The sequence below is a fragment of the Flavobacterium difficile genome (assembly GCF_011392115.1).
GTDB classification, from domain to species: Bacteria; Bacteroidota; Bacteroidia; order Flavobacteriales; family Flavobacteriaceae; genus Flavobacterium; species Flavobacterium difficile.
In genome coordinates this window covers 149,497-170,947 of sequence record NZ_JAAJBT010000003.1, presented here as the reverse complement: position 1 = coordinate 170,947, position 21,451 = coordinate 149,497, and the positions used below count along the sequence as shown (strand labels likewise).

Sequence of the window (21,451 nt, the reverse complement as noted above, 5' to 3'; positions counted from 1 at the left end):
AAGTTTTTACTCAAAAAAGGTTGAAAACCCACTTAACATCAGAAAACACACTTATTAACGAAGATTTGAAGTTTTTAACTTCATTTTATACGTTTTGAAAATACTTGTTAATTACATTGATTTTTGGGGAAACAATTTGAAATATAGCCATTTAGGTCAAAAAGAATATAATAATGTGGCATAGTGAACAAATGTGAAAAATTTGTGTATTTTTGTACTTAATGATTATTTGAATTCGATACAGCATTTATGATAAAGAAAGAAAAAAAATACACCTATTTTGAAGCTGGAGAAGGCACACCAATTGTGGTTTTACACGGATTAATGGGTGGTTTAAGTAATTTTGATGGTGTGGCTAATTTTTTTCCAAAAAAAGGATACAAGGTTATTATCCCAGAATTACCAATTTACACACAGAGTTTATTGAAAACAAATGTGAAAGCATTTGCTAAATATGTAAAAGATTTTGTGACTTTCAAAGGCTACGAACGTGTTATTTTGGTTGGAAATTCTTTAGGTGGACATATTGGTTTATATTTTACGAAACAATATCCAGAATTAGTTAGAGGATTAGTAATTACCGGAAGTTCAGGTTTGTATGAAAGCGCAATGGGTGAAAGCTACCCAAAACGTGGTGATTATGAATACATTAGAAAGAAAGCAGAAGATGTGTTTTATGATCCGAAAGTAGCCACGAAAGAAATCATTGACGAAGTATTTGCAACAGTAAACGACAGAATTAAACTATTAAAAACGTTAACGATTGCTAAAAGTGCGATTCGCCATAATATGGCTAAAGATTTACCAAAAATGCACGCTCCAACTTGTATTATTTGGGGAAAACAAGATAAAGTAACGCCACCTGAAGTGGCTGATGAATTCAACAAATTGTTGCCTAATTCCAATTTATATTGGATTGATGAATGTGGTCACGCCGCGATGATGGAAAAACCAGACGAATTTAACGAGTTGTTATACGGTTGGCTAACTGAAAAAAAATTATAGCTCACACCAACCCTCTCCAATAAAAGGAGCAAATGAAAAAAATATTATAATATAAAGTCATTCCTTAAAGAGTGACTTTAAATTTTTTGAATAGTATGAAAATTAATACAGCCGAATTTGTAATTAGTAATTCCGAAGTGGAAAAATGTCCGAAAGACAGAATTCCGGAATATGCTTTTATTGGAAGATCTAATGTTGGTAAATCATCGTTAATTAACATGATTACCAATCATAAAAACTTAGCTAAAACTTCTGGAAAACCTGGAAAAACTCAGTTAATTAATCATTTTTTAATTAACAAAAACTGGCATTTAGTTGACTTACCTGGTTATGGTTATGCGAAAGTATCTAAATCAACCAAAGCGAAGTTTCAACAATTTATAACCGACTATTTTGAAACTAGAGAACAATTAATTTGTGCCTTTGTTTTAGTGGACATTAGGCATGAACCACAAAAAATTGACACTGAATTTATTGAATATTTGGGCGAAAGTGAAATTCCGTTTTGTATTGTTTTTACGAAGGCTGACAAGTTAGGAAAAACACATATTCACAAACATGTGGAAGCCTATAAGAAAAATTTATTAGCGAATAATTGGGAAGAAATGCCTCAATATTTTGTGACTTCAGCCGAAAGCACTTTGGGTAAAGAAGAAATTTTAAATTATATTAACGAAGTGAATCAGAGTTTATTCACGGGTTCTGATTTTTAATTTTGGCTTACAAATTATAAGGATTCCACTTATAAAAAAAACCCTCCAAGCGTTTTGAATTCTTGGAGGGTTTTTACTTTATTTTATATTATTTCACTAACAACGAATGCTGTGTCATTACTTCTGGTTGTGCAATTCCCATTAAATCTAAAATGGTTGGCGCTACATCTCCTAAAACACCAGATTCAATCTTAATTTTATCGTTATCTACTAGTATCACTGGAACCGGATTGGTAGTATGAGCAGTATTTGGTGAACCGTCTGGATTAATCATAGTTTCACAGTTTCCGTGATCAGCTATAACAATAGTTGTATAATTATTCGCTAAAGCAGTTTCTATAATTTCTTTAGCACAAACATCTACCGCTTCACATGCTTTAATGGCTGCTGGCATACTTCCGGTGTGTCCGACCATATCGCCATTGGCAAAATTTAAGCATACAAAATCCACTTCGCCTTTTTGTAATTCTGGCACCAAAGCATCTTTTAATTCAAAAGCACTCATTTCTGGTTGCAAATCGTAAGTAGCTACTTTTGGTGAATTTTTTAAGATTCGTGTTTCGCCAACAAAAGGTTCTTCTCTTCCTCCAGAAAAGAAAAAAGTAACGTGCGGATATTTCTCTGTTTCAGCAATTCGGATTTGTTTTTTTCCTGCTTTAGAAAGCACTTCACCTAAAGTTTCTGTAATATTATCTTTATCGTAAATTACATGAACATTTTTGTAAGTGTCATCGTAATTGGTTAGCGTAACATAATATAAAGGTAATTTGTGCATGTTTTGCTCGTGGAAGTCGGTTTGCGAAAGTGCTTCTGTTAGTTCTCGACCTCTATCGGTTCGGAAATTAAAGAAAATCACCACATCATTTGATTGAATGGTTTGACCATCAACGGCAAATAGCGGTTGAATGAATTCATCAGTTACATTTTCATCGTAACTTTTTTGAATGCTTTCCGCAAGATTAGTCGATTTTTCACCAATTCCGTTAACCAACAAATCGTAAGCTAATTTAACACGTTCCCAACGTTTGTCTCGATCCATAGCGTAATACCTCCCGATAACAGAAGCTAATTTGGCTGGAGTATTTGAAAGAAAATTTTGTAAATCTTGGATGTATTTTTTTCCAGATTTAGGATCTACATCACGACCATCTGTAAAGGCATGAACAAACATATTTTGAACACCATTTTCTTGCGCTGCTTCAATTAATCCGCGCAAATGAGAAGTATGAGAATGCACTCCACCATCTGAAACCAGACCTAAAAAGTGAACGTTTTTATGGCTTTCTTTAGCATAATTAAATGCATCTAGTAAAGCTTTTTCGTTTTTTAAGGTGTGATTTTGAACAGCTAAATTGATTTTAGCTAAATCTTGATATACAATTCTCCCTGCGCCTAAATTCATGTGTCCAACTTCCGAATTTCCCATTTGTCCTTCAGGCAAACCTACATGAAGTCCGTCTGTTCTTAATTCGGCATTTGGATAATTTTTATATAAAGAATCTATAAAAGGTGTATTGGCATTATCTATTGCTGAAACTATTGGGTCTGGCGAATGTCCCCATCCATCCAAAATCATTAAAATTACTTTTTTGTTCATAGCTGTACGAATTAAAGTACGAAGTTAGTCATTTTTTAAGGTTGACTTAAAAAAAAGTATTAACGAAAAGGTTTTCTGGAAATATTTTTATTGAAATTCACTTAAACTTTCGGTTTAAAAACATTTTTTGCCTGATTATAGTCGATAAAATATCGAACACTAATTGAAAAAATATGATTTAACTGTTCGTGATTAAAAACTTGTTTGGCATTGTAACTAAAATCTTTATCAATTTCATTTTCAAAGATTCCAGAAGAATTTCTATACAAAACAGACATTTGACTTCCAGGAGCAAACCACCAACTATATGTCAAGTCGAAATTCCATAAATTAAGATTTTGATTGGCGTTATCTGTATAATTATAAGCCTCTACATATCCATTTTCCAACAACCTGTGATACGAATTATTTTCGGAAAAAGACCAATAATGTCTTAATTTTAGTCCAAAATTCATTTGAGAATTCACAGAATATTTTCCTTCTAAACTAGTTTCTAACGTTTGATTGTCTCTTTTTGCGAAAACAATATCGTTTCCTACACGATCAACTCTACCTAAATCTTGGTATTCGTTGTTAAAATTATTTCTATAAATTAAAGTAAATTTATCATTAAAACGGTATCTTGGACTAACAGAAAATCCCCAATACCACCAACCCTTTGTTTCTGTAAATCCTACATTTGGCTCTACATCAAAGGCAAATTTATTGTTATAATTGGTAGAAATCCACATCCAAGTTCCGTAGTTCTTAGGGAAGATCACATATCTTCCTTCTACTTGTGGGTTATAAAAATTATGTCTTTCAAATGGATTAATATTAATTCCAAAGCCAGCAGCATGATTTTGTTTCGTTGTTAAATTTCCGTTGATGTTAAAATTTTGTTCTTGTAAATAATTCGTTCGCACATCGTATTGTGTGTAAGCATTGAAATTAATACGAAATGAGTTTAATTTATTAGTAGGCTTCAGCGTTCTGTAACTTGCATTTCCAGAAAAAGAATAGTAATTGGTTTGAAAATTAATCCCTAAATCGTTATTATCATAATCATCCGACACGTATTCCCCACCAAAAGAAAATCTTACGTTACCAGATGTTTCGGCAAAATATAAATTCGTAGATATTCCTTTTTTATCCTCTAAATTTTTAAAACTGTTTACGTAACTGTATTTGAAATTACCGTTTGTATTAAAAGTATTTTTTTTATTGTTTAAATTGAATGCTGTTGCCGTTACGTTCGCGTCTCTAAATTCTCCATTTCTAGTAACATTCGTATTGATTAATGATACTGACGAATTTCCGTTGAAACGTTGATCTAATACCAAAACATTGTAATTAGCAAGAGGTTCTACGGTTTCAACTCTTTCATTTCCTGTTACTACATCTCTAATAACAACATCTGTTTTTTTAGTTACTGTATTTAAAAACCCAACACCTAAACCATCTTTAGTTCTTCCTGAAATTTTTACAGCATTAACTAAGTCGATCGCGTTGGGAAGCTCTACCACTTCCTCTGTAGCGGTTAATTTAGGAAATGTACTTGCGCGTTGACCAATTCTTCTGGAATAAAACAAATCGCCTTTGTTAAATAAGTCGGTTCCTTCAGTAAAAAAAGGTCTGTTTTCGTTAAAAACTTGCTCAAATGGTCCGAGATTTAAAATTGTGTTATCAAATTTGGTTTGTCCAAAATCGGGAATCAACACCATATCTAGAGTAAACGCATCGGTTAAACCGTACTTTAAATCTAAACCTCCTTTTAAGGTTCCAAATGTTTTTTCTTTTGCTGGACTATTAAGATAAAAAGAAGAATAGGGAATTAGAAACAAACGAGTTGGAGTATTGATATTTTCGATACCTTCCAAAATTCCAGCTTGTTGTGTAAATGCACCTTTTCGATTGTCAACAGGATTCCAAGTAAATTTCTGACGTAAACGGCGCACTTCTCTAAAAAACTGAATACCCCAAGTTTGTTGGTCTTCTTTAGAAAAACGTAATGCAGCATATGGAATTTTGATTTCCACGTGCCAGCCTTCACTGGAAATTTTTGTTTGACTGTGCCAAATAGCATCCCACGTATCATCTTCACCATTTGGCGTTCGAATTAAATCTAATTGTCCATTTGAAGCTGTTACATTGAAACTATATTCTTGTTGTCCGTCGTTAAAACCATTAATAAAAACACCAAATAAATCTGCTGTTCCTAAATCGTCTCTTTCAGATATTTCTTTTAAAATTTTATTAGGTTCGTTATCATACAAAGTCGCACCAATATAAACGGCATCATTATCATACAACACTTTCACCTCAGTTCTTAATTCTTTTGCTTCTGGTCTTCCGTTATCGGGATCAAACATTACAAAATCTTTTGCAACTGGGGCGTTTTTCCACTCTATATCATTTAAATCACCGTCAATTTTAATGGTCGAGTTTAATTTTACAGCTTGGATTTTTTTCTTAACAAACGCAACATCCTCGTTTTTTTCTTGAGCAAAAGAAAAATGAGATACAGCTATAAAAAAAAAGAAGTATTTAAATAAATTCATTAAGTAGTTTTTACAGAATTGCAAAATTAGACATAACATACCCATATTTGTTTCAAAAAAAAATGTTAAATTTTTAATTATGAAAAAAAATCACAAATTTACAGCATCTTGTTGCAAATGTTGAACGTATTTATTTTAGTGACTTTACGGCCGAAGCACACCACCATTAAGTCAAAATAATCGACGAAACGCAAAAAATAACCGTTAAAAAACATTTTGAAATTTTTTTTTCTCAAAATAACTTCTATATTTGCGCCCTTAGCAACAACATTTAACAAGAAGATTAACAATGAGTTACAAGTTTTTACCTTTAGTTTTTTTAGGATTTATTTTAAATTTATCGAATAATAAAACTACATTTAAGACTACATCTAAATCAGAATCAGTAAATACTGAGATCGCAAAGCCAACAAAAATTGCAGAAAATAAAGTACTTACTTTTGAAGAAAAAACAGCACTAATTTACAATTCTATTGAGGCTGGTTTTTACTCGTTACCAAAGTTAGAAACTTTTACAAAAGCATTTGAAGGATATTCAGCATTAGAAAACCAAGGTAAAATTAAAAATAGCATTTTAACTATTGTCGATTTTAGTTTTTCTTCTACCAAAGAAAGAATGTGGGTAATTGACATGGAACAGAAAAAAATACTTCTACAAACGTTAGTTTCTCACGGTATGAATTCTGGAAAAGAATTTGCTAAATCATTTTCTAATCAAAATGAATCTTTCAAAAGCAGTCTTGGATTTTTCATAACAGGAGAAACCTATACTGGTAAACATGGAATTTCTTTAAAATTAGATGGTCAAGAATTCGGATTAAATGATAATGCGAGAGAAAGAGCAGTTGTTATTCATGGTGCAGAATATGTTTCCAAAAAATTAGCAAATAAACAAGGTTACATTGGAAGAAGTCAGGGTTGTCCTGCAGTTGCTCCAGAAATTGCTCCAAAATTAATCAATACAATTAAAAACAAATCGGTTTTGTTCATTTATCATCCTACAAGAATGTATGTAAACAAATCGAGATTAGTTTCATAAAATATTTTTTTTTGAAATCAAACAACCACTATGAAATAGTTTAAGGACAAGGAAATAATTTATTAATTCTTAACGTTTAACTTATCGAATAAGATTTTGTCTAAGTTATAAATATCTTCTCTAAAGTGTAATCCGTTTTTATCGGACCAACTGGTCCAATACAATTGGTGAATGAAAACAGGTTTTTTAACCTTAATATAATATGTTTCTTTGTCTGCAATTATTTGGTCTATTGCGTCTTTTTCTTCAGCCAATCTTTTTTGATTTTCAATTTCTTCTTCTGGAGTTAATTTTTTCGGCTTGTAATTTTTGTTAGCTTTTAATTTAGCTTCTTTTTCAGCACGTTCCTTTCGAATAATTTCTAAGCTTTTCCAACGACCGTTATCTTGGTCTTCTAACACTTTTTTGGCAAGTTTTACAGGGTTTTCGACTCGAACACAACCCGAACTTAAAGCTCTATATTTTAAATTAAAATAATCTCTATGATTGGTATCATGCAAATAAACCAAATGATGATTAGGGAAATTAAACTTCACTACACCTAACGAATTGTTATAACCTGGTGTTTGAACATACCTGTAGCTTTCTGCTTTTTCAACATCCCATTCTGCAGGGGAAACGACTGTGTTTTTTCCTTTATAGATCGTGATTCTATTTTTATAAAAATAATTTCTATTTGCAGCCGCTTCTACTGACAAATCTTCTTTAATAATTGTGGGTGGAACTGTCCAAGTCGGATTAAAAACAAAATTAGACAACTTAGAAGATAAAATTGGAGTCATACGTTGTGGCCTTCCGCATACAATTTTATGAGTGGCAACAGTATCATTTTCAATTACATAATCTAACTGATAATTTGGCAAATTAATTAAAATATACTCCTCTCCTAAATTTCTAGAAAACCATCTCCAACGCTCTAAATTTGCTAGAATTTGATTTTTTCTTGTTTCCTTATTAGTATTTAAGGCTTTAAGTGTTCCAACTCCAATTACACCATCTGCAAATAAACCATGTCTCTTTTGAAATTTCTTAATACCTTCAAGCATGCTTTTATCAAACTTTTTAGACAACGTATCTTTTCCTTGCAAATCATTCCAATATACCAATCGTCTTTTAATTTCTTTGACCACTCGTGTGGTATCGTTAAATTTAATTTTAAGATTTTTATTTAAGGAATCGAAAGTTTTGTTTGGTAATTTATTGACAAGAACTAAAGCTTCTTTGAGGGAAAGATAAACTGGATGTTTTGGTAATAAATTTTTTAAAGAAGCGGCAACTTTTTTGGAATCAATTGCCTCTTTTAACAACTTTCCGATGGATATTTTCTTGTCAAATAAATCCCAATTTTCATAGACATCATTAGGATTTAGCTTCCCTTTATAATAGTGATTACAAAGTTTTTCATAAGTTTGAGTTAATAGAATATCGTAAGATAATTTTTCTTCAAGCTCTAAAGAATCAAGTCTCAATTCTAATTGAAAAATTTTATTAATGTTATAGTCTTCTGGATATAAACCTTCTTCTTTAGCCTTTTCTATTTGAAAAATCAGATCTTCTCTATTTTCGCGGTCGACCCAAATTTCATGATTTTCAAACAAACTGTAATAACTTTTAATACTATCCGATTTATCAGCTAATAAATCTTCAGGCATCGCATGAATAGTTATTTTTCGGACTGTATCGAAGTAATCTTCGCTTTCTTCAAAAGATTCTTTTCTGCTATTTTTACATGACATAAAAACAACAAACAGTAAAACGATAAACAAGCAAATCTTTCTCATCATATACAAATTTAACAAATTATGCGTGCCTATTAAATTTTATCGACAAGAAACTCTTTTACCCGACAAAAATCTTAAACATAACAAAATGTTTCCCAATATTTGGAATTTCAAAGGCATCTCCAGAAACTAAAAATCCAAAATTTTCATAAAATCGCACCGCATTTTCTCTAGCATTACACCACAAGAGTTGTCCTTTTTTTTCTTCTACAAAAGTACAAACTTCTTTAAGAATATGCTGGCCATAGCCTAAACCTTGATACTCACTTAACACCGCCATTCCTCGTAACTGAAATTGTTGAACTTGCTTAAAATTTTCATTAAATGCCAAGTAAACTGAAGCCACACCAATCAAATTATTTGTATGAAAGAGTCCAAAATGTGTAGTATCTACTGCATCATCTCCAACAAAAAAGCAAGTTTCAATTGGTTTTCCTTGTCTCAAAACTGCACTTCGAACAGGAAAAGTTTCCAAATAAGTAATTTTTTTTACTTTTATTTCATTCATAAACAATTATAAATTAATAAATTAGAAAGTTAAAATTTAAAAAAGATATTTTTTTTATAAAAAAACTTGCATTTAACGAGTTTTTCATATTATATTTGCACTCACCAAAATTAAAAATGCGAAAGTAGCTCAGTTGGTAGAGCGTCAGCCTTCCAAGCTGAATGTCGCGAGTTCGACCCTCGTCTTTCGCTCTAATATTTATTGAATTTTAAAATTCTACCATGCGAAAGTAGCTCAGTTGGTAGAGCGTCAGCCTTCCAAGCTGAATGTCGCGAGTTCGACCCTCGTCTTTCGCTCAAAAGCCTCAATTTTTTTTGAGGCTTTTTTTTTGAACTTATCTCAAATCACTTAAATCAGAACCCGTTTCTAGCTCTACAGGCGCTTTACCTTGCTGAAACAATCTTGCAGATAAATTTCCTTTCAAAGTAATTTTACTATCTACAACTTCCAACCAACTTCCTTCTCTTAAACCCAAAACCGATTGCGGATTATAATGATGAAACTCTTTTATTCGCGTTTCTCTTGTTTCACCCATATGTTCTAAACCTTCGATTGGATCTAAATAATGTGGATTCAAATTAAACGAAACCAGTCCTAAAGTCCTAAAACTTGGTGGATAAACAATTGGCATGTCATTCGTAGTTCCCATTGTTAATCCACAAATGTTACTACCGGCACTTGTTCCTAAATAAGGCACACCATTTTCAACCGCATGCTGAATCGCATCTAACAAATTATATTTATAAAGCATATCAACTAAAACAAAAGTATTTCCTCCACCAGTGAAAATAGCTTCTGCATTAGTTATTGCCTCAATAGGATTTTCAAATTCATGAATCCCTTTAACGTTAATATTTAATTGTTGAAAAACTGGTTTTATTTTTTCAGTGTATTCCTCATGAGTAATTCCACCAGGTCGTGCAAATGGAATAAAAATTAAATTGGAAACGGTTGCAAAATGTTCCGCTAAAGTTGGGAGCAAATAATCTAAATAAGTACCGCCAAAAACCGTTGATGTACTTGCAATAATGACCTTTTTCATAAGTTCTTCTAAAATTTACTTTATTCTTAACAAAATTTTATATGGATTGTTGTTTTGTTCTCTTATTTTTACAAACAAAAATAAAAAGCTATTAAAAACTATTTACACATACTAATATTTTTGGTTTCACAATTTGTTGTTTCACAAAATGATTCCATCATTAAAGGAAAAATAGTAGTGGAAACAAACATCAATGAAGCCGTTACTATTGTAAATATTTCTAACAAAACTAATACAAATTCTGGAAATAGTGGTTATTTTGAAATAAAAGCTAAAGTGAATGATACATTAATTTTCTCTGCGCTACCTTATGATGTTATTCAATTACGGGTAACCGCAAAAGATTTTGGACCTGATTTACTTTTTGTAAAAATGTCACCTAGATCTAAATTAATTGAAGAAGTATTAATTTCTAATGCTACTGTAATTACTCCAGAAAATTTAGGTTTGGTTCCGAAAAATCAAAAAAGATATACGGTTGCTGAAAGAAGAATTAAATCTGGAGAAGTTGGGAAAGTGTCAATTGGAGCCTTAATAAATTTAATTACGGGCTACGATAAAGAATTAAAAAAAAATCTAGAAACAGAGAAAAAAGAAATGTTTCAAGAAAAAATTTTAAATGAATTTGGAGAAGAATATTTTATTAAAACCCTAAAAATACCAGCAATGTATTTAAAAGGATTTTTATTTTATATTAGTGAGGACAAAGCTGCAGTTGAGATACTTAAAAGTGAAGATAAAACCATAAAAATGTTTCAATTATCAGATTTAGCTACAGCATATTTAAAAACAATACCAAAAGAAATTTCAAAATAACTTGAAAAACTATTTATACATATTACTATTGTTATTTACTCAATTTGTTGTTTCGCAAAACGATTCCATCATTAAGGGAAAAATTATTGTTGAAACTAACGACAATGAAGGGGTTACTATTGTGAACATTTCAAACAAAACCAATACTACTTCTGGAAATGGAGGCTATTTTAAAATAAAAGCTAAGGTTAATGATACGATAATTTTTAGCGCACTTCATTTGGTAGCCAAAAAACATATTGTTACGAAAAAAGATTATGGTAAAGATTTACTATTTATCAAATTAGACATTTACACCAAGCATATCAAAGAAATAATGATTACAAGTGATAGTCGCATCACATCTGAATCACTTGGTTTAGTTCCAAAAGGCCAAAAACAATACACTCCGGCTGAAAGGAGAGTCAAAACCGCGGGTGATTTTGACGGACAATTTGGACTCAATACAGCCTTTAGCGTAGATCCAATTATTAATGCGATTACAGGCCGAACAAAGCAATTAAAAGCTGAATTAGAAGTCGAAAGAAAAGAATTTTTACAACAAAAAATCAACACCAATTTTGACGCTGAATACATCATGAATCAATTACACATTCCTGAAGAATATGTAGAAGGATATGTTTTTTACATCGTAGAAGATGAAGAATTAAAAGCTGCTGCGAAAGCCAAAAATAAAACATTACTCTCATTTAGAATGAGTGCTTTGGCGGCTGAATATTTAAAAATTAAAAACCTTCAACCTTTTTATGCTAAAACGGAAACTACCGAAAAAGTTGAGGGTAAAACCGAAAACAACACACTTCCTAAACCTGAAACAGAACCCAAAAAAGATGAATAAAATTAAAATCAGTTGCTTACTTCTGCTCTTCGTTTTTTTAAGCTCGTTTTACCTACATAAATTTTATGTAGGTGTATTTCAAGTAGACTATATTAAAGAAAAAAAAGCCGTTCAAATTACCGCAAGATTATTTATCGATGATTTAGAAAAAGCATTATACAAAAAACACAACAAACATTTTTATATCACGACCAAAGAGGAAATTGCTGAGAGTAACAAGTACATTGCGAATTATTTAGAGGAAAAATTAAAAATTAAAATTAACAACAAAACACAAATCTTTCAGTTTTTAACGAAAGAGCAAGAAGACAATGTTATAATTTGTTATTTAAAAATTAATTGTAAAGAAAAAATAAAAGATCTTGATATCACTAATAATGTTTTAACTGATATTTTTAATGAACAACAAAATTTAGTACATTTGAATATTGATGGTAACAAAAAAACACTTTTGTTTACTAATTCGGAAAACAATCAGAAATTAAAATACAAGTAACTAATAAATAAACAAATATTTAACTTCAAAACAACCTAAACCATAATTAAAACCATATGAAAAAGTCTATTTCGATTGCTTTATTGTTTTTTGCTTCTTTAACAACTTATGCACAAGAAGTAAAAAAAGAAGAGGCAAAAAAAGAACTTCAAGGTCATACAGACATCAATAAGTTCAGTCAAATGTATGCTGAAATGGCAACACCAAACATGTTCAGAACAGCTTCTGGAGCGCCAGGACCTGCTTATTACCAACAACAAGCCGATTATAAAATTAATTTAGAATTAGACGATAAGCTTTCTAAAATATATGGTAGTGAAACGGTAACCTATTACAATAATTCTCCAGAATCTTTAGATTATTTATGGGTGCAATTAGACCAAAATATCGCAAGAAAAGATTCTCAAACACCTTTAATTGACAATGAAACCATGCCTACTGCAACTTCGCCTGAGAACTTTGCAAAAAATTATATGGGTAACGGATTTGACGGTGGATTTAATTTAGAATACGTTAGAGATGAAAAAGGTAACGCAATGAAATACACCATCAATCATACTATGATGCGAATTGATTTGCCTAAATCTTTAAAAAAAGGAGAAAAAGTTGTTTTTTCCATCAAATGGTGGTACAATGTGAACAATTACATGAAAGATGGTGGAAACGGACGTTCTGGCTATGAACTTTTTCCTGATGGGAATAAATTATATGTAATTGCTCAATTTTATCCAAGAATGTGTGTTTACAATGATGTTGAAGGTTGGCAAAATATGCAGTTTTGGGGAAGAAGTGAATTTGCTTTAGTTTTTGGAAACTACGATGTGAAAATTACGGTTCCTGCAGATCATATCCTAGACGGAACTGGTGTGCTACAAAATAGAAACGAAGTTTACACACCAGAACAAGTGAAAAGATGGCAATTAGCAGAAAATTCATTTGAAAAACCAGTAATTATCGTAACGCAAGAAGAAGCAACTGCTGCAGAAAAAGGATTTTCTAACGCCAAAAAAACTTGGCATTTAAAAGCTGAAAACGTAAGAGATTTTGCTTTTTCAACTTCAAGAAAATTCATCTTAGACGCAATGGCTGTTAAAGTAGGAAACAATAAACCTATGGCCATTTCTATGTATCCAAAAGAGGCTAATCCATTATGGGAAAATTTATCAACTTTAGCTGTAGCACATACGTTAAGAACATACTCAAAATACACATTTGACTATCCTTATCCTAAAGCGATCTCGGTTTCTGCTGAAGATCAAGGAATGGAATATCCAATGATTTGTTGGAATTATGGTCGTCCAGACGATAAAGGTGTTGTTAGCGACAGAACAAAATACGGCATGTTAGGAGTAATTATCCATGAAGTAGGTCATAACTTTTTTCCAATGATTGTAAATTCAGATGAAAGACAATGGACTTGGATGGACGAAGGTTTAAATACTTTTTTAGAATATCTAACAGAACAAGAATTCGATAAAAACTTCCCAGCAAATAGAGGTCCAGCTAAAACTATTGTACCTTACATGAAAGGAAACCAGCAATTTTTAGAGCCAATTATGAGTCATGGTGATGTCATTTATAACTTCGGTTCTAATGCTTACGGAAAACCAGCAACGGGATTAAACATATTGAGAGAAACAATTATGGGTCATGAATTATTTGATCACGCATTTAAAACCTATGCCAACCGTTGGAAATTTAAACACCCAACTCCTGAAGACTTTTTTAGAACAATGGAAGATGCTTCTGCAGTAGATTTAGATTGGTTTTGGAAAGGCTGGTTTTATTCTACTGATGTGGTAGATTTAGGAATTAAAAATGTTAAACAATATTATATTACTGAAGATCCAACCAAAGAAGCAACTGCATCGTTTAACAGAAGAGGTAGAAAAATATCTGATTCAGGACCAATGCTTTACATTGTAAATAGTGACAGTCCAGATTTAAAACCAGAAGCTAAAACGGCTTTAGAAAATGAAAAAGTAGTAGCTTTAAAAGACTACTTATCAAAAAACTTTACTGCGGAAGAAAAAGCAGCTTTAAAAAATCCAAAATACTTTTATGAAGTAGAATTTGAGAAGCCAGGAAGTTTAATGATGCCAATAATTGTACAACTAATTTATGAAGATGGTACCGCTGAAATTCAAAAATTCCCTGTGCAAATTTGGAGAAGAAACAATAGTACAGTGAAACGAGTTTTTGCTACTGAGAAAAAAGTTGTCAAATTGCAATTAGATCCAAAATTAGAAACTGCAGATATTGATGTTACCAACAACACTTGGCCAAAAGAAGCTGTTGTAGACAAATTTGAGCAGATAGAAAAAAAATAACAAAAAAACGTTATTCTTAAAACCATTAAGGCTTAAGTAAACTAGTTACTGATAACTTACTACTTATTTCCTTAATGGTTTTTTTCGTATCACAATATCTTTTAATACATTTGTAAATCATTTAAACTTCAAGATTATGTTTGGAATTGGCGGCGGAGAAATATTTTTTATTTTAATTGTAATACTTATGCTTTTTGGTTCAGACAAAATTCCTGAAATCGCAAGAACTTTAGGAAAAGGAATGGCGCAATTAAAAAATGCAACTAACGAAATCAAACACGAAATCCAAAAAGGTGCTGAAGATAACGGCCTAGACATGAAAAGTCTTACTGGCGGAATTTCCGATGAAATTGCCAACGCAAAAGAGAACATGAACAAGGCCATAAATCCCACCGAAATAGCAAATCCGATTACTGAAATTAAAGAAGATTTAGAAAATTTAACCGGACCAATTAAACGCCAAATGTAATGTTAGAAAAAATTATTGACGCAGATAAAAGTCTCTTTATTTTCTTAAACAACCTAGGATCTGAATCTTTCGATGGCATTTGGAAACTACTAACCAATCAATTAAATTGGATTCCGTTTTTTCTTTTACTTTTGATTTTACTTCGAAAGAAGATTGAAACCAAGAAACTTGCTCTCATTTTAATCACAATCACTGCATTAATTACATTCACAAACGAATTAACAGATGTTGTAAAACATACAGTTGCAAGAATCCGACCATGCAACGATACAGAATTGAAGGGTTTAATTAGAGTCGTTTTGCAAAGAAATTCTTTTAGCTATTTTTCTGGTCATGCTTCTAATTCAATGGCCACGATGTTATTTTTGTTTTTGATTTTAAGAAAACATTACAACTACAGTTATTTCATTTTCTTATATCCACTAATTTTTGCTTACAGCCGAATTTACCTAGGATTGCACTTCCCTTTAGATATCATATCTGGTTATATTTTTGGTTGCTTAACAGGATTTTTATTTTATACCATTTATCTAAAAATCTTATCAAAAATAAAATAATTTATTTCACTCGAGTAACCGTTAATCCATCACGAATTGGCAATAAAACGGTTTCTACACGATCGTCTTCATTAATAATTTTATTATAATCTAATAAAATCTGTGTGCTTTTGTCGTTCGCTTTTACTTCTTCTAAAACTTTTCCACTCCACAATACATTATCTGATAAAATAATGCCACCTTTATTCATTAACGGTACAATCAAATGAAAATAATTGATGTAATTTTCTTTATCCGCATCAATAAAAACCAAATCGAATTTTTTATTTAAAGTGGGTATAATTTCAATTGCATCACCAATATGCTGAAAAATTTGATTCGAATATTCAGACAAATCAAAATATTTTTGTTGAATTTCTTCTAATTCTTCATTAATATCAATCGTATCTAAAGTCCCATTTTCTTGCAAACCTTCTGCCAAACACAAAGCAGCATAACCTGTATAAGTTCCAATTTCTAAAATCGTTTTTGGATTGATAATTTTAGACAACATACTCAACACTCTACCCTGAAAATGTCCACTTAACATTCTAGGTTGCAAAATTTTCTGATGGGTTTCTTTATTCAATTTCACCAATAATTCTGGTTCTTGTTGGGAATGAAGGGCTACATAATTTTCTAAATCTTCGGATATAAAGTGCATAATTAGGATGTTTTCGAAGTACAAAAGTACAAATTTCAATAGCAATGACAACTCCAAAAAGCAATAACAATTGATCAATTATAACATCGGCTTATTGACAAATTGATAAATTGACATAACTTGTCCCGAATTTCGGGATTAATACTATCTTTGCACCATGCAAGCAGACAAAAAAGACATCAGAGCTTTATCTAAAGAGCAATTAAGAGATTTTTTCGTAGCCAACGGTGACAAAGCCTTTCGTGGGAACCAAATTTACGATTGGTTATGGAGCAAAAGCGCTCATTCTTTTGAAAACATGACCAACATTTCAAAAGAAACTCGAGCTATGTTAGAAGCTAACTTCGTTATCAATCACGTAAAAGTCGACACCATGCAACGCAGTGAAGACGGAACAGTAAAAAACGCGGTTCGTTTGCACGACGATTTAATTGTAGAAAGCGTATTAATTCCTACTAAAACAAGAACAACAGCCTGTGTTTCAAGTCAGGTAGGTTGCAGTTTAGATTGTAACTTTTGCGCCACAGCTCGTTTAAAACGCATGCGCAACTTAACACCTGGCGAAATTTACGACCAAGTGGTGGCTATCGATAATGAAAGTAAACTGTATTATGACAGACCGCTTTCTAATATCGTTTTTATGGGAATGGGCGAACCACTTATGAATTACCCAAACGTAATGAAAGCCATTGACATGATTACTTCTAATGAAGGATTGGGCATGTCTCCAAAACGCATTACCGTTTCGACTTCTGGAGTATCAAAAATGATTAAAAAAATGGCCGATGATGACGTAAAATTCAACTTAGCAGTTTCTTTACATTCTGCAATTGAAGCCACAAGAAATCAAATCATGCCATTTACGAAAAGTTTTCCATTACCCGAATTACGTGAAGCTTTAGAATATTGGTATGCTAAAACAAAAAGCAAAATTACCTACGAATATGTAGTTTGGAAAGGAATTAACGACGACAAAGCTTCCATCGATGCATTAGTAAAATTTTGCAAATATGTACCGTGTAAAGTCAATTTAATTGAGTACAATGCAATTGACGATGGTGATTTCCAACAAGCAAGCGAACAAGCTACTAACAATTACATTGCTGCTTTAGAAAAAAATAATATTGTTGTAAAAGTTCGTAAAAGTCGTGGTAAAGATATTGATGCCGCTTGCGGACAATTAGCCAATAAATCTTAAACCAATTGGTCATTCTGAATTTATTTTAGAATCTAATTCTTGCATTTTTTTGGAGCTATATCCTGCTTTCCGCTATATCTTTATATAATTTGTAACTTAAAATAGTTTCAAATTATATAAAGGATGCCGCTACAATCAGGGCTAAACTTCTTAGCAATCTTTTGGCGAAACTACAAGTTTTCACTACTTTTGTGTATATGAAAATTACCGAGCAAATAAAAGAGCCTATTGCCTACGAAATGGAACTTTTCGAAAAAAAGTTTCAATTGGCTATGTCTTCTAAAGTGGCCCTTTTAAACCGAATTACCCATTACATTGTAAACAGAAAAGGAAAACAAATGCGTCCGATGTTTGTATTTCTTACAGCAAAAATGGTATCCGGCGGAACAGTAAACGACAGAACCTATCGCGGCGCTTCGGTAATTGAGTTGATTCACACGGCGACTTTAGTTCACGATGATGTAGTAGACGATAGCAACAAACGTCGCGGATTTTTTTCTATCAATGCGTTGTGGAAAAATAAAATTGCAGTTTTAGTGGGCGATTTCTTACTTTCAAAAGGCTTACTACTTTCAATAGACAATGGCGATTTCGATTTACTAAAAATTATTTCCGTTGCCGTAAGAGAAATGAGTGAAGGCGAATTGTTACAAATCGAAAAAGCCAGAAAACTAGACATCACTGAAGCCATTTATTACGAAATTATCCGACAAAAAACAGCCACTTTAATAGCTGCTTGTTGTGCACTTGGTGCTTGTGCAGTTGTTCCAGAAAAATCGAAAACGGTTGAAAAAATGCGAAAATTCGGCGAATTAATCGGAATGGCTTTTCAAATTAAAGACGACTTATTCGACTACACCGAGGATGCTATCGGAAAACCAACCGGAATTGACATCAAAGAACAAAAAATGACGTTGCCTTTAATTCATACTTTAAATAATTGTTCACCAAAAGAAAAAAGCTGGCTGATCAATTCCATCAAAAATCACAATAAAGACAAAAAACGTGTGAAAGAAGTCATCACTTTTGTAAAAAATAACGGCGGACTTTCCTATGCCGAACAAAAAATGATTCAATTTCAACAAGAAGCGTTACATCTTTTACAAGACTTCCCTACTTCTATCTATAAAGATTCCTTAATTTTAATGGTGAATTACGTGATTGAAAGAAAGATTTAATCAATGTGCCAATTGTTCGATTTTCAATAAGTCAATTATTGACACAACCTTTTTAATACCAAAAGCGTCTATAAAACTAGAACATTAAATTGGCTTATCGACAAATTGACTAATTGCCATGCAACCTTTTTAAAAACAAAATCGTCTATACTAATAGAAACGTTTAAAATTTAATTTTTGAAAGTTTTTTAAAAACTAATGCAACCATTTACAAACAAGAATCGTCTATAGTAATAGAAGCTTAAATTTGAATTGACAAATCAACTAAATGAAAGTAATAGCATTACATAAAAACGAACAACAACTAATTGCTGAAGCGATTGCAAATAATCGTCAAGCGCAACAGCAGTTGTATGCTAAATATGCTTCAAAAATGTTAAGTGTTTGTCGTCAGTACATAAAAGATGTACACCATGCCGAAGATGTCATGATTACTGGTTTCATGAAAATGTTTACCAATTTAAAAAAGTTTGAACAAAAAGGAAGTTTTGAAGGTTGGATCAAACGCATCATGATTCATGAATGTATTGATTATTTAAGAGTTAAGAAAAATAGCTTCAATCACAAAGATATAGAAGATGTAATTTATTCGGAAGCAGAAGACAATTACGAAATGGAAGGCGATTTTTCTATAGATGACATTCAATTATTAATAGATAATTTGCCAGATGGATATAAAATGGTTTTTAATTTATATTGTATAGAAGGCTACAAACACAATGAAATTGCCGAATTATTAAAAATTTCAGAAGGCACATCAAAATCGCAACTGTCTCATGCTAGAAAAATGTTGCAAACCCAAATTACCGAATTAAAAAACAAAAGCAATGGCACCAAATAATTTCGACAATAAAATTCAACAGCAATTCAATTCTAGAAAAATTGAACCTTCTGCGCAGGCTTGGGACAGATTAGATGCCATGCTTACCATTGCAGAAGAAAAAAAACAACCTGTAAACTATTTTTGGTTAAAGATTGCAGCTGCTTTCGTTCTGTTTACTGGAATAGGTTATCTTTTTTTTCAACATAACCAGAAATCAGAAGTTTTACAACAAAGTAATGAAGTAGTCATTTCAAAAGAAACTCCAACTAATGAAGTTGAAAACAGTGATGATTCTGCAAGAGTAATTTCCACAGAAAATCAAAAAGAATTAGCTGTTGCGACACCAAAAACAACACCTTCTATTGGTAAAAAAGTTTCTAAACAAAATGATAATTCAAAACATCAATCAAAATTAGATTCTTATTTAGCTGTAATAGAAAAACAAAACGAATCAAATACCAATAACGAAAACAAAACCACAGCACAAGAGCAATTAAATCAAAAACCTACGTATAAATATGTAAATCCAGAAACTTTACTTGCCGAAGTACAAGGTAATAAAAAGTCGAACGGCACTACAAATACGTACCAATCTACTTTAAAGGTAGACCCTAATGATTTGTTGCATTCGGTTGAATCAGAGCTCGATCAATCGTTTAAAGACAAGGCATTAAACAAATTAAAACAAGCAAAATCAGCTTTTGTAAACAGAAACTATAATTAAAAAAAAAACTTTAAAAAACTAGAAATCATGCAAAAAATTATTTTATACGTTAGTATAGCACTAGTAACATTAGTAAATACTGTAAGTGCTCAAGAAAAAACTTTCGAGCAAAGCGCTAAGCAAATTGGTGTGCAAATAAAAACCATAGCAGAAGAAGAAAAGAAAGCTTTAAAAGCAGAAGTTGAAGCTATAGACAAAGCATTAGAGTCTGGAAAAATGACGAAAGAAGAAGCCGCAAACGCAAAAGCAAAAATTGCGGAAGAACGTGCCAAAAACATTGAAACTAAAATAGCTGAACAAGAAGCTGCCTTAAGAGCCTTAATCAACGGAAAACTAGATTTTGAAGAAGCTAACGATACAACGAAAAAAAATAGTTTTTCAATTCCTGGTGGATACAGAAAAAATAAAGAAAACGAAAACAAATCTGAAAACAGAACAACAAGTCAGTTTGTATTTGCTACAGGTTATAACAATTTAGTAACAGACGGTGCCGTTGCCAATTCAGAATTTAGCTATACGCGTTCAGGTTTTTATGAGTGGGGCGTAACTTGGAATACACGTTTATCTAAAAACAGTAACTTATTACATTTAAAATATGGTGTTGGTTTTATGTACAACATACTTAACGCAACAGACAACCGCGTATTTGCAGATGTTAACAACCAAACTGTTTTGGTTCCGTTTTTCACCGATTTAAGACCAAGAAAAACATATTTTAAAAATGTATATTTTGTGGTTCCTGTACATTTAGAATTTGATTTTTCTAAAACCAAAACTGTAGATGAGAAAAAAGTATTCAAGTCTCACAAAGGAGCACGTTTCGGAATAGGAGGATTTGTAGGTGTAAACACCAATTCAAAACAATTTATTTCTTACAAGCAAGATGGATATAAAATTTCTGAAAAACAAAAAGGAGATTTCAACGTAAATGATTTTACGTATGGTTTAAGTACTTACATTGGTTACAAACAAACGTCTTTATATTTAAAATACGATTTGAATCCAGTATTTGAAAACAACGCAATAGACCAAAACAACATTTCACTAGGAATTCGTTTCGATTGGAATTAGTAAGTAGAATTACATTTTTTTTGAGTTATATTTTCATACTTTTTTCTAAAGCCTACAGGATTTTCTTGTAGGTTTTTTTATGC

The 21,451-nt window shown here is 31.6% G+C and carries 20 protein-coding genes and 2 tRNA genes; 16 read left to right on the top strand and 6 right to left on the bottom strand.

Translation table 11 applies throughout. From position 1 onward, the window contains the following. Window positions 1–249: 249 nt before the first annotated feature. Window positions 250–1,005, top strand: coding sequence for an alpha/beta fold hydrolase (locus G4D72_RS06840; protein ID WP_166076911.1), 756 nt, complete (start codon window positions 250–252; stop codon window positions 1,003–1,005). Between the two features lie 95 nt (window positions 1,006–1,100). Beyond that, a complete protein-coding gene (gene yihA / locus G4D72_RS06835; RefSeq protein WP_166076910.1) occupies window positions 1,101–1,718 on the top strand; it encodes a ribosome biogenesis GTP-binding protein YihA/YsxC in 618 nt (205 codons plus the stop codon). Between the two features lie 88 nt (window positions 1,719–1,806). Here yihA and gpmI read toward each other — a convergent pair whose 3' ends face one another. Next, window positions 1,807–3,315: a 2,3-bisphosphoglycerate-independent phosphoglycerate mutase gene (gene gpmI, locus G4D72_RS06830; RefSeq protein WP_166076909.1), complete on the bottom strand. Its 1,509-nt coding sequence runs from the start codon at window positions 3,313–3,315 to the stop codon at window positions 1,807–1,809. 101 nt (window positions 3,316–3,416) lie between these two features. Continuing rightward, window positions 3,417–5,855, bottom strand: coding sequence for a DUF5916 domain-containing protein (locus G4D72_RS06825; RefSeq protein ID WP_166076908.1), 2,439 nt, complete (start codon window positions 5,853–5,855; stop codon window positions 3,417–3,419). Window positions 5,856–6,144: 289 nt separating this feature from the next. Between G4D72_RS06825 and G4D72_RS06820 the strand changes: the two genes are divergently transcribed. Further along, window positions 6,145–6,894 carry a murein L,D-transpeptidase catalytic domain family protein gene (locus G4D72_RS06820; RefSeq protein WP_166076907.1) on the top strand — a complete coding sequence of 250 codons (750 nt, stop codon included), beginning with the start codon at window positions 6,145–6,147 and terminating at the stop codon, window positions 6,892–6,894. A gap of 62 nt (window positions 6,895–6,956) precedes the next feature. Here G4D72_RS06820 and G4D72_RS06815 read toward each other — a convergent pair whose 3' ends face one another. Beyond that, window positions 6,957–8,678, bottom strand: a complete 1,722-nt coding sequence (locus G4D72_RS06815) for a L,D-transpeptidase family protein (protein ID WP_166076906.1) — start codon at window positions 8,676–8,678, stop codon at window positions 6,957–6,959. A 55-nt stretch (window positions 8,679–8,733) separates the two neighbouring features. Continuing rightward, window positions 8,734–9,183, bottom strand: a complete 450-nt coding sequence (locus tag G4D72_RS06810) for a GNAT family N-acetyltransferase (protein WP_166076905.1) — start codon at window positions 9,181–9,183, stop codon at window positions 8,734–8,736. Window positions 9,184–9,301: 118 nt separating this feature from the next. Between G4D72_RS06810 and G4D72_RS06805 the strand changes: the two genes are divergently transcribed. Beyond that, a tRNA-Gly gene (locus G4D72_RS06805) sits at window positions 9,302–9,374 on the top strand. A gap of 32 nt (window positions 9,375–9,406) precedes the next feature. Then, window positions 9,407–9,479: transfer RNA gene (locus G4D72_RS06800), tRNA-Gly, on the top strand. Between the two features lie 38 nt (window positions 9,480–9,517). On the opposite strand, the gene pepE is transcribed toward G4D72_RS06800, so the two are convergent. After that, window positions 9,518–10,225, bottom strand: coding sequence for a dipeptidase PepE (gene pepE, locus G4D72_RS06795; RefSeq protein WP_166076904.1), 708 nt, complete (start codon window positions 10,223–10,225; stop codon window positions 9,518–9,520). Between the two features lie 120 nt (window positions 10,226–10,345). On the opposite strand from pepE, the gene G4D72_RS06790 reads away from it, so the two are divergent. The 6 genes from G4D72_RS06790 to G4D72_RS06765 all read left to right on the top strand — a co-directional run bounded on the left by G4D72_RS06790 (window position 10,346) and on the right by G4D72_RS06765 (window position 15,731). Next, complete coding sequence (locus G4D72_RS06790) at window positions 10,346–11,041, top strand: hypothetical protein (protein WP_166076903.1); 696 nt, start codon at window positions 10,346–10,348, stop codon at window positions 11,039–11,041. A 1-nt stretch (window position 11,042) separates the two neighbouring features. After that, a complete protein-coding gene (locus tag G4D72_RS06785) occupies window positions 11,043–11,879 on the top strand; it encodes a hypothetical protein (protein WP_166076902.1) in 837 nt (278 codons plus the stop codon). Then, a complete protein-coding gene (locus tag G4D72_RS06780; protein WP_166076901.1) occupies window positions 11,872–12,375 on the top strand; it encodes a DUF6702 family protein in 504 nt (167 codons plus the stop codon). The genes G4D72_RS06785 and G4D72_RS06780 overlap by 8 nt, the downstream gene beginning before the upstream one ends. Before the next feature lie 56 nt (window positions 12,376–12,431). Beyond that, complete coding sequence (locus tag G4D72_RS06775; RefSeq protein WP_166076900.1) at window positions 12,432–14,705, top strand: M1 family metallopeptidase; 2,274 nt, start codon at window positions 12,432–12,434, stop codon at window positions 14,703–14,705. A 136-nt stretch (window positions 14,706–14,841) separates the two neighbouring features. Further along, entirely contained in the window at window positions 14,842–15,174 is a 333-nt protein-coding gene (locus G4D72_RS06770) for a Sec-independent protein translocase subunit TatA/TatB (protein WP_166076899.1), read from the top strand. Next, window positions 15,174–15,731 carry a phosphatase PAP2 family protein gene (locus G4D72_RS06765; RefSeq protein WP_166076898.1) on the top strand — a complete coding sequence of 186 codons (558 nt, stop codon included), beginning with the start codon at window positions 15,174–15,176 and terminating at the stop codon, window positions 15,729–15,731. The genes G4D72_RS06770 and G4D72_RS06765 overlap by 1 nt, the downstream gene beginning before the upstream one ends. A 1-nt stretch (window position 15,732) precedes the next feature. On the opposite strand, the gene G4D72_RS06760 is transcribed toward G4D72_RS06765, so the two are convergent. Continuing rightward, window positions 15,733–16,374 (bottom strand): O-methyltransferase, encoded by a 642-nt coding sequence (locus tag G4D72_RS06760; protein ID WP_166076897.1) that lies wholly within the window; start codon window positions 16,372–16,374, stop codon window positions 15,733–15,735. Between the two features lie 157 nt (window positions 16,375–16,531). On the opposite strand from G4D72_RS06760, the gene rlmN reads away from it, so the two are divergent. From rlmN to G4D72_RS06735, 5 genes are all read left to right on the top strand, one after another. Continuing rightward, window positions 16,532–17,572, top strand: a complete 1,041-nt coding sequence (gene rlmN, locus G4D72_RS06755; RefSeq protein WP_166076896.1) for a 23S rRNA (adenine(2503)-C(2))-methyltransferase RlmN — start codon at window positions 16,532–16,534, stop codon at window positions 17,570–17,572. Window positions 17,573–17,769: 197 nt separating this feature from the next. Then, window positions 17,770–18,750, top strand: a complete 981-nt coding sequence (locus tag G4D72_RS06750; RefSeq protein ID WP_166076895.1) for a polyprenyl synthetase family protein — start codon at window positions 17,770–17,772, stop codon at window positions 18,748–18,750. A 268-nt stretch (window positions 18,751–19,018) separates the two neighbouring features. After that, window positions 19,019–19,591, top strand: coding sequence for an RNA polymerase sigma factor (locus G4D72_RS06745; protein ID WP_166076894.1), 573 nt, complete (start codon window positions 19,019–19,021; stop codon window positions 19,589–19,591). Next, the gene (locus tag G4D72_RS06740) at window positions 19,578–20,297 is read left to right on the top strand and encodes a hypothetical protein (RefSeq protein WP_166076893.1); all 720 of its coding nucleotides are present in this window, start codon (window positions 19,578–19,580) and stop codon (window positions 20,295–20,297) included. Before G4D72_RS06745 ends, G4D72_RS06740 begins: the two co-directional genes overlap by 14 nt. A 27-nt stretch (window positions 20,298–20,324) precedes the next feature. Continuing rightward, window positions 20,325–21,368, top strand: a complete 1,044-nt coding sequence (locus G4D72_RS06735) for a cell envelope integrity protein TolA (RefSeq protein WP_166076891.1) — start codon at window positions 20,325–20,327, stop codon at window positions 21,366–21,368. Window positions 21,369–21,451: the final 83 nt, after the last annotated feature.